The following is a 12613-nucleotide window of genomic DNA, read 5'->3' as shown; positions in this document are numbered from 1 at the left end:
ATTGATGACTCCCGTGAGCAATATTACTCTTCGTGATCTTCCCATGCTTTGGCGCGAGCAACCGCTTTCTGCCAGCCGGAGTAACGGTAGTTACGTTCGGTAGTTTCAATGCCTGGGCGGAATTCGCGTTCAATAACCGCTTTAGAGCGGACCTCATCCAGATCTTTCCAGAAGCCAACGGCCAGACCCGCCAGATACGCGGAGCCCAGAGCGGTAACTTCCCGTACTTCCGGGCGTTCCACGCGGGTGCCAAGGATATCGGACTGGAACTGCATCAGGAAGTCATTGGCGACCGCACCGCCATCAACACGCAGCGACTGTAAGCGTGTACCGGCATCCGCCTGCATCGCTTCCAGAACATCACGCGTCTGATAAGCAATAGATTCCAGGGTGGCGCGAATAATATGGTTGGCGTTGGCGCCGCGCGTCAGGCCAAAGATAGCGCCGCGTGCATACGGATCCCAGTATGGCGCGCCCAGACCGGTAAAGGCCGGAACGACATACACGCCATTGGTATCTTTTACTTTGGTGGCGAAATATTCGGAATCTTCAGACTCATTGATCAGTTTCATCTCGTCGCGCAGCCACTGAATCGATGCGCCACCGATAAATACCGCACCTTCCAGCGCATAGTTCACTTCGCCACGTGGGCCGCAGGCGATAGTGGTCAGCAGACCGTGAGTTGACGTCACCGCTTCAGTTCCGGTATTCATCAGCATAAAGCAGCCGGTGCCATAGGTATTTTTCGCCATACCGGCGCTGACACACAGCTGGCCATAGAGTGCCGCCTGCTGGTCACCGGCGATACCGGCGATAGGAATACGCGTACCGCCTTTGCCGCCAATATTGGTCTGGCCATACACTTCGGAAGATTTACGCACCTCAGGCAACATTTCACGCGGGATATCCAGAATATCCAGCATGCGCTGATCCCACTCCAGCTTATGGATGTTAAACATCATGGTCCGGGAGGCATTGGTGAAATCGGTAATATGAACCCGTCCCTGAGTCATTTTCCATACCAGCCAGGTATCCACGGTACCGAACAGCAATTCACCACGTTTTGCCCGCTCGCGCGCGCCTTCCACATGATCGAGGATCCACTTCACTTTCGTGCCGGAGAAGTACGGGTTGATCACCAGCCCGGTGGTGTGGCGGATATACTCTTCCAGACCTTCTTTCTTCAGCTTTTCACAATAGTCGGCGGTACGCGGACACTGCCAGACAATCGCGTTATAGATCGGCTTGCCGGTCTCTTTATCCCAGACAATGGCGGTTTCACGTTGGTTGGTGATACCAATCGCGGCGATTTGGTCAGAGTTGATATCCGCCTTCGCCAGCACTTCCACCAGAGTTGAGCTTTGCGATGCCCAAATTTCCATCGGATCGTGCTCAACCCAGCCAGCTTTAGGATAGATTTGCTGAAACTCGCGCTGCGAGACGGCGACGATATTGGCATCGTGATCCAGCACCACGGCACGTGAGCTGGTAGTGCCCTGGTCAAGCGCGACGATGTATTTTTTCTCTGTAGTCATAATTCAATTCCTGATGGTGTAAGGATGGGCACAATTACGCTTTACGTTGTTCAGTGCGCACGACGGGCTTTTCTGCCTTCTCGTCATCAGCTACGCAAACATCGCATGGCAGGTGACGACCAATCAAGGCACGATAGCCAAATGCGCCCAGGCTGGCGCCGACTAATGGCCCAAAGATCGGTACAAGGAAATAAGGGATATCACGGCCGCCGGTGAAGGCGACCTCACCCCAGCCCGCTAACCAGGCGAACACTTTGGGACCGAAGTCACGCGCCGGGTTCAGGGCAAAGCCGGTGAGTGGACCCATTGATGCGCCAATCACCGCAATCAGCAGGCCGATCAACAGCGGCGCCAGCGGGCCGCGTGGAATGCCGTTGCCATCATCGGTCAGCGCCATAATCAGCGCCATTAACACGGCGGTGATGACTGTTTCCACCAGGAACGCCTGGCCGACGCCAATATGCGGGTTCGGATAGGTGGAGAAAATCCCGGCAAGGTCGAGGCTCTCACTGCTGCCGCGTACCATCTGATGGGTTTGTTCAAAATCGATAAACAGATTGTAGTAAAGGCCATACACCAGGGCGGCGGCGCAGAAGGCGCCGGCGACCTGTGCGACGATATAGGGCAGAACTTTGCGGCGGTCAAAGCAGGCGAACAGCCACAGTGCGACGGTAACGGCCGGGTTGAGGTGGGCGCCGGAAATCGCCGCGCTCATATAGATCGCCATTGAGACGCCGAGGCCCCAGATGATACTGATCTCCCATTGGCCAAAACTGGCGCCTGCCAGTTTCAGTGCTGCGACACAGCCAGCGCCGAAGAAGATAATCAAACCGGTTCCGAGAAACTCGGCGATGCACTGACCTTTAAGCGTGCTAGTTGCTGTCTGGCTCATAGTGAAATTCCTGAGGGCGAGGTTAAATGTTATCTGTCTTTGTTTTCTTTCATTGATCACCCCGATCTAATGTAGGGCTGATGTTAATTTATCGTTAACGAGCATTTTCGAGAAATAGCGAAATCAAAAAATGTGTACCACGTCAAAAAAATGCGCGCTTTCGCGTCTTTTTGCTTTCCAAAAGCATCATGAAAGCGGTTAAAAAAGTTTCGATAAGGCTTTTTTGTTCGCATCCTCATAATGGCATCACTTTCCCTCTGCTATTTTAGGTATAAGCTGAAAATTGTTACAGACTGCGCGCGACAAGGGTTCGTTGCTGGACTTGGGGTGCCTGGCTACATACAATCGGGGAATAGCTGTTATCCGCGGAGTTTTCGACAAATCTCATTGTCTGCGGCTAGCATCATCAACGCCTTGCGATTAAGGAGAGGTCTTAAAGATGTCATTTGAAGTGTTCGAGAAACTGGAAGCGAAAGTACAGCAGGCGATTGATACCATCACCCTGTTGCAGATGGAAATTGAAGAGCTGAAAGAGCAAAACAATACGCTGAAGCAGGAAGTGAGCCAGGCTTCGGGTAACACCGAATCGTTGGTACGTGAAAACCAGCAGCTGAAAGAAGAGCAGCATATCTGGCAGGAACGTCTGCGCGCACTCCTGGGCAAAATGGAAGAAGTCTGATCAACGCGTAATGACAGAACTTAGAACGGGTGCCTCAGGCACCCGTTTTGCCTTGTGGGAAAGGCTATTCGATATCCAGCGGATCTTCCGAGAGGATAATACCGGTGTTGTCGGCATAGAGGTGATCGCCGGAGAAGAAGGTGACGCCGCCGAAATTCACACGAATATCGCTTTCGCCAATGCCTTCACCCGCAGCGCCCACCGGGATTGCGGCGATGGCCTGGATACCGATATCCAGCTCTTCCAGATCGTCGACCTGGCGCACGGAACCATAGACCACAATGCCTTCCCATTCGTTTTGCACCGCCAGACGCGCCAGCGCGGCATCAACCAGTGCACGACGCACCGAGCCGCCGCCATCAATCAGCAGTACACGCCCGCGGCCGTTCTCCTCCAGCAGATCGTAGAGCAGCCCGTTGTCCTCGAAACATTTCACCGTGATGATCTGGCCACCAAAGGAGGTGCGACCACCAAAGTTCGAAAATAGCGGTTCCACAACATTCACTTCTTCATGATAGATGTCGCAGAGTTCGGAAGTATCGTATTTCATAGGAGTTTCGTCTGTTTGCCACAGGAGCGCTAAGTATATCGCTTTATGGCTGATGTTGGCAAAACCATCAATTATTAGAAAATCAGGGACATCAGTCGCCTGCCGTTAACTCAGAATCAGGCCCAGCGCGAACAGGACATTGACCAGTAGCGCCATTTTCACCGTCTTCTCTAACATCGGACGCATCGCCAGCGGGCTGGTTTCCCGCAGGATATAGCGTGATTGTTGGTAAATCAGCGGAGCAGCTAACAGAAACAGCCAGCTACCAGCGGTTTGTGAAGCGAACAAAGCAAAGAGTGCGAAGCACAGCAGCGCCGAAGTTAACAATGCGGCATGATAGCGGCGCGCATTGATCGCGCCCAGTCTTACTGCCAGCGTATATTTACCATTCTGTCGGTCGCTGTCGATATCACGCAGATTATTGACATTCAGCACCGCCGCCGCCAGCAGACCACAGGCGGTGGCCGGCAACAGATCGATAAGATTCAGGCTGTGAGTTTGCAGATACTGGCTACCGTTCACCCCCAGCCAGCCGAAAAAGATCAGTACGGAAGCATCGCCTAACCCCAGATAGCCATAAGGCTTTTTACCGACGGTATAGGCAATCGCCGCCACCATCGCCAGCCCGCCGAGCGCGATAAAACCCAGCATATCGCTCAGGGTGGTACAGGCCAGCAGCACCAGCGCCAGGCCGGAGAAAATGGTGATAACCACGGTCAGCACCAGGGCCGAGCGCATCTGTAGCAGGCTAATAGCGCCTTTCTGCATCCCGCGTAATGGACCAATGCGCTCCGGGGTATCGCTACCTTTTTGCGCATCGCCGTAATCATTAGCCAGATTGGACAGAATTTGCAGCAGAGCGGTCGTCAGCAGCGTCAGCAGCGCGATGCCGGCGGTAAAACTCCCCTGCCAGTAAGCCAGCGCCGAACCGTTGATAATCGAAGCAAAAGCTAACGGCAGGGTACGCAGTCGTAAGCTTTCCAGCCAGGCACGCGATGCATTGAGGCGTGGCGCCAGTTGAACATTTTCCATAGATTTCACCGGATGGTCGCAAAATCGAATCAGGTTGGGGGACACCTGAAAGCTTACACTGAGTGTATCCGTGCGCAACCGGAGAAAAGTTAATCTCTGTCAATTCACGGTGAGAAAGGGCGCCGCGGCCTTAAAAAGCGGGCCGTAGCTTAGGGATGGCAGGGGGCTGAGCGGTACAGGCGGCATTACTGCCGCCTCTGCGCGCGAGCATCTTAAACACTGTCGCGATCGCGATCCGTTACAGAATAAAACGGCTCAGATCTTCGTCAGCAACCAGTTCATCCAGATGCTTACCGACATACTCGGCGTCGATAGTGATGGAATCACCATGGCGATCGCTGGCGTCATAGGAGATATCTTCCATCAGACGCTCCAGCACGGTATGCAGACGACGCGCACCGATATTTTCGGTGGATTCGTTAACCTGCCATGCCGCTTCGGCGATACGACGAATACCGTCGGCGGTAAAATCAACATTAACCCCTTCGGTGCCCATCAGCGCTTTGTACTGTACGGAGATCGAGGCGTTAGGCTCGGTCAGAATACGTTCAAAGTCATTGACGGTCAGCGCCTGCAATTCGACGCGAATCGGCAGACGACCCTGCAGTTCCGGAATCAAATCGGAAGGTTTGGCCACCTGGAAGGCGCCGGAGGCGATAAACAGAATATGATCGGTTTTCACCATGCCGTGTTTGGTCGACACGGTACAGCCTTCCACCAATGGCAGCAGGTCGCGCTGTACACCTTCACGCGAAACATCCGGACCGGAAGACTCACCGCGCTTACAGATTTTGTCGATCTCATCGATAAACACGATCCCGTGCTGTTCGACGGCGTCAATCGCCTCTTGCTTCAGCTCTTCCGGATTCACCAGTTTTGCCGCTTCTTCTTCCACCAATAGCTTCATGGCTTCTTTGATTTTCAGCTTGCGCGCCTTCTGCTTCTGGCCGCCCAGATTCTGAAACATCGACTGTAGCTGATTGGTCATCTCTTCCATACCCGGAGGCGCCATAATCTCTACGCCCATCGGTGAGGCCGCGAGATCGATTTCGATCTCTTTATCGTCCAGCTGGCCTTCGCGCAGCTTTTTACGGAACGACTGGCGCGCAGCGGAGGGTTCTGCTGCAGCTTCAGGCTGACCCCAGTTGTTTTTCGCCGGTGGGATCAGGGCGTCAAGTACGCGTTCTTCTGCCAGCTCTTCAGCACGATAGCGGTTTTTATCAATCGCCTGCATACGCACCATTTTCAGTGCGGCATCGGTCAGATCGCGGATGATCGAATCCACTTCTTTCCCGACATAGCCAACTTCGGTGAATTTGGTCGCTTCAACCTTAATAAAAGGCGCGTGCGCCAGTTTGGCCAGGCGGCGGGCGATTTCAGTTTTACCGACGCCGGTTGGGCCGATCATCAGAATATTTTTTGGCGTCACTTCATGACGTAACTCTTCGTCCAGTTGCATGCGACGCCAGCGGTTACGCAGGGCGATTGCCACAGCACGTTTAGCGCCGTCCTGGCCGATGATAAATCTGTTCAGTTCGCTGACGATTTCGCGCGGAGTCATTTCAGACATAGTTAGGATCCTTACGCTTTGGACGGTAGTTCTTCAATAGTGAGATTGTGGTTGGTGTAAATGCAGATATCACCTGCAATGCCCAACGCTTTTTCCACGATATCGCGTGCGCCAATATCGGTATTTTCCAGCAGCGCACGAGCAGCCGCCTGAGCGTAAGGACCACCTGAACCGATGGCAATAAGATCGTTTTCGGGCTGAATGACGTCGCCGTTACCGGTGATAATCAGTGAGGCGTTTTCGTCGGCGACGGCCAGTAAAGCTTCCAGTTTGCGAAGCATACGGTCGGTACGCCAGTCTTTCGCCAGTTCCACTGCGGCTTTTACCAGATGACCCTGGTGCATTTCCAGTTTACGTTCAAACAGTTCAAACAGGGTGAAGGCATCTGCAGTGCCGCCAGCAAAACCAGCGATGACCTTGTCGTTATAGAGACGACGCACTTTTTTAACGTTGCCTTTCATCACGGTATTGCCGAGAGTAGCCTGGCCATCGCCGCCAATCACTACCTGGCCGTTGCGTCGTACACTTACTATTGTTGTCACGGGCAGACCCCTTGTTGCAGTCGGAAGATGGCCCCGAACATGCGGTACGGGGCATTATGCAACAAGATATGGGGCGAGTTTGACGGGTTTCAACCCCCGATGGCGAGGGGAATACAGTTTGAGTGACCAGAACCACGCAGGCGTTTCAGCGTACTGTCGGCGCTGGCACGATTGTTATACGGACCAACCACCACGCGATTCCAGCCGCCACCGGTGGTTATCCGGCTCTCAAAGCCTTCAAACGCCAGTGCTGCGCGCGCGGACTCAGCCTGGTCGGTGCTTTTGAATGAACCACACTGCACCATCCAGCTTTGCGCTTTCGGTTTTTCTTCTTTCGCTTTCGCCGGTTCCTGCACTTTACTGGTCTGTACCGGCGGTGCCTGACGTACCGGTTCACGCGTGACCGGCGCGACCGGCGCAGCGGATTGCGTCTGTTGCTGTTGCTGCATACGCGACTGCTGCTGCAGTTGGTTTTGCTGCAACATATGTTGTTGCTGCGCCTGCTGTTGCAGCATATGCTGTTGCTGAACTTGTTGCTGTTGCTGCAGTAAACGTTGCTGCTGAACTTGTTGTTGCTGAACTTGTTGCTGTTGCTGATGCTGAATTGTCTGTTGACGTTGCGCCGGCGTTTGCTCGTTCCACGGCACTTCATTCAGCTGGGTTGGCTGCTGGCGCATATCGGCCTGCATCTGTTCCAGTAACTGACGCTGCTCATCGGTCAGCTGCGTTTGCGAATGCACTTCACCACCAGCAGAGGGTTCTGTTGGTGTCGGTACGCCAATCTGACGGTTTTCCAGTTCTTTGATATAGCGCCAGCGCTCTTCCGGTTTTGGCGGCAGGCCATTACCTACGGCTTTATGATCGGGAATAACCGGCGTATCGTCTTTCTTATGGTGAGCGAGAAACCACAGGCCACCGACAAAGCTGATCAATACGGCTGCTGCCAGTACCACCATTAATTTGGAAACACCTGAGCCACTGCTGCGTTTTTTGCTGCGGCTGTTGCTTTTTTTGCGCCGCGTCCCTGTCGAACGCCCGCGGCCTACATAATCTTTTTGTGCCACTATCGTTCCGCTAATATCAAATAAGAAAATGCACGCCGGGCAAAATTCTGCAATGCGCGCGAAAAGTCAGCACTTTATGAGCCCGGCTATTAGCCCGCCATGTTACTCAAGGGCTTGAAGTTTGACCAGCAGTGAGTCGTCCAGGAATAGGCTGAATCTTAAATCCGGCGGAAAGTTACCGGTTATTTCTGACGAGCGGCGCGTGCGCTACTGCCGCGGACTTTTAATTCAAAATCAAGCAGGCGCGAACCATTACTGACAACTTTCCCCTGCAGCTGCTCCAGCAACAGCAGCATCGCTTCACGGCCAATATTAAAACGCGGCTGTGCCACCGTGGTCAGTTGCGGGTCGCTGTAACGTGCCAGCTCGATATCGTCGAAGCCAACCAGCGACAGATCCTGGGGCACGCGCAGGCCGATACTCTTGGCTTGCGACATGGCGCCGAGCGCCATAATGTCGCTATGGCAGAATAGCGCCTCAGGAGGTTTCGGCAGCGCCATTAGCTGTTTTAATGCCGCAGCGCCTGCCTCAAAGGTGAAGTCCCCGCGCACAATATATTCCGGCTCAACCGCCAGACCGTTACGACGTAATGCCTGAATATAGCCTTGCAGGCGATACTGACAGAGCGGCATCTCTTCCGGCCCGGCAATACACGCGATGCGACGATGCCCCAGTTGATGCAGATGATTAACTGCTTCAAAAGCAGCCGTCAGGTTATCAATATGTACCGTCGGCAGTTCCAGCTCCGGGGCAAACTCGTTGGCCATCACCATTGGCGGCAGATTACGCTGCTCCTCGACCCCGGTATCAAAAGGCACCTGTGAGCCGAGCAGCACCATGCCATCGATTTGCCGCGTCAGCATCAGGTTTAAAAAGGAGGTTTCCTGCTGATTCTGATGGGCGCAGTCGCCAATCAAGACCAGATAGCCCTCATGTGCGGCAGTGACTTCAATACCACGGATGATTTCACTGAAAAAGGGATCGCAGATATCCGGTACAATGACCAGAATAGTACGCGATTCGCTGCGCCTGGCATTGCGTGCCAGCGCATGCGGCGAATAGCCGACCTCGATCACTGCCTGCTCCACTTTTTGTCGTGTTGCGGCTGAAACCTTCTCCGGGTTCATCAGTGCGCGTGACACGGTGGCCGTTGATACGCCTGCTCTTTCAGCCACGTCTTTCATGGTGGCTGCCGTTGTCTCTTGATTGTGCTCCAACGCTTCTCTCCTCACGCCAGCGAGGCTGACCTGACTAACTGGAATTTTCTTCGAACTATCATCGCAACGATCGGCGACATTTGCTGGTGGTCATCACATTCTTAACAGATTGTGTCGGGGTCCTGTTACTTAATTTGCATAAAAAGTGTGACTTGTGCGACTTTTTTCGATCCTGCTCGCACAACCCTTGCTGTTGTCTGCCAGCTCTCAGCTTTCAGTGGGATCCACATCGAGCGTCCATTTCACTTTGCGCGCCAGTGGCAGGGTGTTAACCAGCGGTAAACTGTGCTTCAACAGGCGCTGCAACAGCGCGCGCGAAGGGTGCTGCAGTAATAGCTGCCAGCGATAGCGCCCGCTACGTTTTGCCAGTAGCGCGGGTACCGGCCCCATGGCCCATAACGCCTCATCTTTTAGCGGACTGGCTTCAAACAGGTTGCGTAACTGATGCAGGAAGGCGGCGGCCTGTTGATTGTCGTGATCTTCGGCGCGGATCAGCACGTGACTGGTAAATGGCGGTAAAAATACCGTCTTGCGCTCCTGTAGCGCCTGGCTGGCAAACGCATCGTAGCCGAGATGCATTAAGGTCTGTAATAGCGGATGGTCGGGATGATGGGTCTGTAATAGCACCTCGCCCTGCTTGCCGGCACGGCCGGCGCGGCCCGCAACCTGGGTGTAGAGCTGGGCAAAGCGTTCGGCGGAGCGGAAATCGGCAGAAAACAGCGCGCCATCGACGTCAAGCAGTGACACCAGCGTAACATCCGGAAAGTGATGACCTTTGGCCAGCATTTGGGTGCCGATCAGAATGCGCGCGCCGCCGCGATGCACCTCATTCAGATGCTGCTCCAGCGCCCCTTTACGACTGGTAGTATCGCGATCGATACGCGACAGCGGCACCTGGGGAAAGAGCGCCGACAGATTATGCTCCAGCTGTTCTGTCCCCAGACCGACCGGCACCAAATGCGTCGAACCGCACTGCGGGCACTGATGCGGCACCGGCCGCTGGCTGTCGCAGTGGTGGCAGCGCAACTGGCGTTGATTCTGGTGCAGGGTGTAGTAGTGATCGCAGCGCTGGCATTCGGCAATCCAGCCGCACTCGTGACACAGCAATGCCGGGGAGAAGCCGCGGCGATTGAGGAACAGCAGCACCTGGTTATCCGCCTGCAGATGCTGGCGGATTTTCTGGATCAGGGCCGGCGCCAGGCCGCCTTCCAGCTTCACGCCTTTTAAATCGATCAGTTGCTGGGTGGCCTGACGGGCATTACCGGCGCGCTTACTGAGCTTCAGCTGGCGATATTTACCCATCTGCACATTTTGCAGGGTTTCCAGCGCCGGCGTTGCTGAACCCATGACAATCGGAATGTCCTCTTCACGGGCGCGAAACACCGCCAGATCTCGTGCCTGGTAGCGCCAGCCCTCTTGCTGCTTGTAAGAGCTGTCGTGCTCTTCATCAATAACAATGACCCCAAGGCGGGCAAACGGGGTAAACAGTGAAGAGCGGGTGCCAATCACAATGGCGGTCTGCCCGCTGCGCGCCCGCAGCCAGACGGCCATGCGTTCGCTGTCGTTCAGCGCCGAGTGCAATACGTCGATCGGGGCGTGAAAGCGCTCGCGAAAGCGGGCAATAGTTTGTGGCGTCAGGCCAATTTCCGGCACCATAATCAGTGCCTGGCGACCGCTGGCCAGCACATTTTCCAGGATGCTGAGATACACCTCGGTCTTACCGGAACCGGTGATCCCCGCCAGCAACCAGGCAGCATAGTGATCATCTTCACTGCGGATCGCGCCGATGGCGGTGGCCTGTTCGGTATTCAGGCGCAGACGTTCACCCTTGACGGCAAAAGTGGTACGCCAGTCCTCAGCGGCGCGCTGGTGTTCACGCAGTTCGCACAAGCCTTTGGCGCGCATCGCCTGCAGGGTGGCGTCGGTCATCTCCTGCTGCGTCACTTCATGGCGGTAGAGGGGACGCTGACGCAGGGCGGCCAGCGCCTGTTGCTGTTTTGGCGCGCGCTTCAGACTTTCAGGCGCGGTTTCCCGTCCCAGTTCGGTGATAAACCACTGCCACAGCGGCGCTTCCTGCGCCGGTTTGCCCTGGCGCAACAGCACCGGAAGGGCGTGGAATAGCACTTCGCCCAACGGGAAATGGTAATAGTCCGCTGCCCATAGCAGGATGCGCCACAGTGATGCCGGGAACAGCGAATGGTGATCGAGAACCTCATGCACTGCTTTTAACTGATCGACGGGAAAATCACTGTTTTCGCTGAGACCCACTACAATGCCGATCGCGTTGCGTTTGCCAAAAGGCACGCTGACCCGCCCCCCGACGACCACATGCAGGTGCTCGGGCAGCAGATAATCAAAATTGCGGGCAAGTGGAACGGGCAACGCGACCTGAACAACGGGCATGAATTCATCCGGATGAAAAAAATGACGAGATAGTGTACACTGTGTGGCCTGCAATGTGCGGATCCGATTGCAGTGGCTGGCGATTTTCTGTATAGTTCGCCGCCTTTGATACCGTGTTTCAGTATCAATGACACCTAATTTTTTTAATCTTCGTGTGGTGCCGGTGCAGGAAATTTCCTGGCACGGGAGAGCGACACGGCCTTAACTGAGGTTCTCCATGAAAAAAGGTATTCACCCAAATTACGTTGAAATTACTGCTAAATGTTCTTGCGGTAACGAAATCAAAACCCGCTCAACCGTGGGTCGCGACCTGAACCTGGACGTTTGTGGCCAGTGCCACCCGTTCTACACCGGTAAGCAGCGTGACGTTGCCAGCGGTGGTCGTGTTGACCGCTTTAACAAGCGTTTCAGCATCCCAGGCAGCAAAGCTTAATAGAACCCCGGCGGTTTTGTTAATAAGAAAAACCCGGCTTCGGCCGGGTTTTTTTATGGCTGACATTCAGCCCGCCAGCCGCAGCCGCTTAGCGGCGGGAAAAGGCAACGGGCGGACATCTTATTGGAAACAGATGCCCGCCCGTGGAGTACTGAAAGAGGATTAATATTCCCAGGTATCGGGGTCGACACCCATTTCCCGCATAATTGCTTTTGCTTCTTCGGGAATTTCATCGCTACGTTCTTTACGCAGATCGACATCATCCGGTAGCGGCTGACCAGTAAACGCGTGCAGGAACGCCTCGCACAGCAGCTCACTATTAGTCGCGTGACGTAAATTATTCACCTGACGACGTGTGCGCTCATCGGTTAAAATCTTCAGAACTTTCAAGGGAATAGAAACTGTGATTTTCTTAACCTGTTCGCTCTTCTTACCGTGCTCGGCGTAAGGGCTGATATATTCGCCGTTCCATTCAGCCATGGGTTACCTTAATCATTATCATTTAAAAGTGGAAATGCCGGAAATCAGATAATTATGCCCGATCTTGCCGCTGCTCACTAATAAATGTCAGCATTTTCTGCGTAACATCCAATGGTGAGGCGCGTGGATTTCAGACAACGTTGCCCTTAATCTTTCAAATTGCAGATGCGTTTTGCCAGCTATCGGGCATCATATATACCGCGTAATCTTAGCGGT

The 12613-nt window shown here is 54.4% G+C and carries 12 protein-coding genes; 2 read left to right on the top strand and 10 right to left on the bottom strand.

The features are described from left to right. Positions 1-23 precede the first annotated feature (23 nt). Positions 24-1535 (bottom strand): glycerol kinase GlpK, encoded by a 1512-nt coding sequence (gene glpK / locus JWF83_RS22755; protein WP_413652786.1) that lies wholly within the window; start codon positions 1533-1535, stop codon positions 24-26. A gap of 34 nt (positions 1536-1569) precedes the next feature. Then, positions 1570-2427: an MIP/aquaporin family protein gene (locus JWF83_RS22750; protein ID WP_413652785.1), complete on the bottom strand. Its 858-nt coding sequence runs from the start codon at positions 2425-2427 to the stop codon at positions 1570-1572. Positions 2428-2866: 439 nt separating this feature from the next. Between JWF83_RS22750 and zapB the strand changes: the two genes are divergently transcribed. Further along, complete coding sequence (zapB, locus tag JWF83_RS22745) at positions 2867-3106, top strand: cell division protein ZapB (protein WP_413652784.1); 240 nt, start codon at positions 2867-2869, stop codon at positions 3104-3106. A gap of 64 nt (positions 3107-3170) precedes the next feature. On the opposite strand, the gene rraA is transcribed toward zapB, so the two are convergent. The 7 genes from rraA to priA form a co-directional block, all read right to left on the bottom strand. Continuing rightward, a complete protein-coding gene (gene rraA / locus JWF83_RS22740) occupies positions 3171-3656 on the bottom strand; it encodes a ribonuclease E activity regulator RraA (RefSeq protein WP_413652783.1) in 486 nt (161 codons plus the stop codon). A gap of 105 nt (positions 3657-3761) precedes the next feature. Continuing rightward, complete coding sequence (locus JWF83_RS22735; protein WP_413652782.1) at positions 3762-4688, bottom strand: 1,4-dihydroxy-2-naphthoate polyprenyltransferase; 927 nt, start codon at positions 4686-4688, stop codon at positions 3762-3764. A 238-nt stretch (positions 4689-4926) separates the two neighbouring features. Beyond that, complete coding sequence (gene hslU / locus JWF83_RS22730) at positions 4927-6258, bottom strand: HslU--HslV peptidase ATPase subunit (RefSeq protein WP_413652781.1); 1332 nt, start codon at positions 6256-6258, stop codon at positions 4927-4929. 11 nt (positions 6259-6269) lie between these two features. After that, positions 6270-6800, bottom strand: a complete 531-nt coding sequence (gene hslV, locus JWF83_RS22725; protein ID WP_004154863.1) for an ATP-dependent protease subunit HslV — start codon at positions 6798-6800, stop codon at positions 6270-6272. Between the two features lie 89 nt (positions 6801-6889). Continuing rightward, a complete protein-coding gene (ftsN, locus tag JWF83_RS22720; protein ID WP_413652780.1) occupies positions 6890-7864 on the bottom strand; it encodes a cell division protein FtsN in 975 nt (324 codons plus the stop codon). 182 nt (positions 7865-8046) lie between these two features. Continuing rightward, complete coding sequence (gene cytR, locus JWF83_RS22715) at positions 8047-9081, bottom strand: DNA-binding transcriptional regulator CytR (RefSeq protein ID WP_413652779.1); 1035 nt, start codon at positions 9079-9081, stop codon at positions 8047-8049. A 207-nt stretch (positions 9082-9288) separates the two neighbouring features. Then, positions 9289-11484, bottom strand: coding sequence for a primosomal protein N' (gene priA, locus JWF83_RS22710; RefSeq protein WP_413652778.1), 2196 nt, complete (start codon positions 11482-11484; stop codon positions 9289-9291). 217 nt (positions 11485-11701) lie between these two features. Here priA and rpmE point away from each other — a divergent pair, with 217 nt between their 5' ends. Next, entirely contained in the window at positions 11702-11917 is a 216-nt protein-coding gene (gene rpmE, locus JWF83_RS22705; RefSeq protein WP_413652777.1) for a 50S ribosomal protein L31, read from the top strand. Positions 11918-12079: 162 nt separating this feature from the next. Here the strand turns inward: rpmE and metJ are convergent, their stop codons facing one another. Continuing rightward, positions 12080-12397 (bottom strand): met regulon transcriptional regulator MetJ, encoded by a 318-nt coding sequence (gene metJ, locus JWF83_RS22700; RefSeq protein WP_013200201.1) that lies wholly within the window; start codon positions 12395-12397, stop codon positions 12080-12082. Between the last annotated feature and the right edge of the window lie 216 nt (positions 12398-12613).

It is taken from the genome of Pantoea sp. B65 (assembly GCF_047308185.1).
In the GTDB taxonomy this organism is placed as follows: domain Bacteria; phylum Pseudomonadota; class Gammaproteobacteria; order Enterobacterales; family Enterobacteriaceae; genus Erwinia.
The sequence above is the reverse complement of the archived record's forward strand: the minus strand, read 5'-3'. Positions and strand labels throughout refer to the sequence as shown.

Bases quoted from the DNA above. Each gene is read 5' to 3' on its own strand.
- rpmE (WP_413652777.1), top strand. From the start codon at position 11,702: ATGAAAAAAGGTATTCACCCAAATTACGTTGAAATTACTGCTAAATGT.
- zapB (WP_413652784.1), top strand. From the start codon at position 2,867: ATGTCATTTGAAGTGTTCGAGAAACTGGAAGCGAAAGTACAGCAGGCG.
- JWF83_RS22735 (WP_413652782.1), bottom strand. From the start codon at position 4,688: ATGGAAAATGTTCAACTGGCGCCACGCCTCAATGCATCGCGTGCCTGG.
- hslU (WP_413652781.1), bottom strand. From the start codon at position 6,258: ATGTCTGAAATGACTCCGCGCGAAATCGTCAGCGAACTGAACAGATTT.
- JWF83_RS22750 (WP_413652785.1), bottom strand. From the start codon at position 2,427: ATGAGCCAGACAGCAACTAGCACGCTTAAAGGTCAGTGCATCGCCGAG.
- priA (WP_413652778.1), bottom strand. From the start codon at position 11,484: ATGCCCGTTGTTCAGGTCGCGTTGCCCGTTCCACTTGCCCGCAATTTT.
- metJ (WP_013200201.1), bottom strand. From the start codon at position 12,397: ATGGCTGAATGGAACGGCGAATATATCAGCCCTTACGCCGAGCACGGT.
- glpK (WP_413652786.1), bottom strand. From the start codon at position 1,535: ATGACTACAGAGAAAAAATACATCGTCGCGCTTGACCAGGGCACTACC.
- rraA (WP_413652783.1), bottom strand. From the start codon at position 3,656: ATGAAATACGATACTTCCGAACTCTGCGACATCTATCATGAAGAAGTG.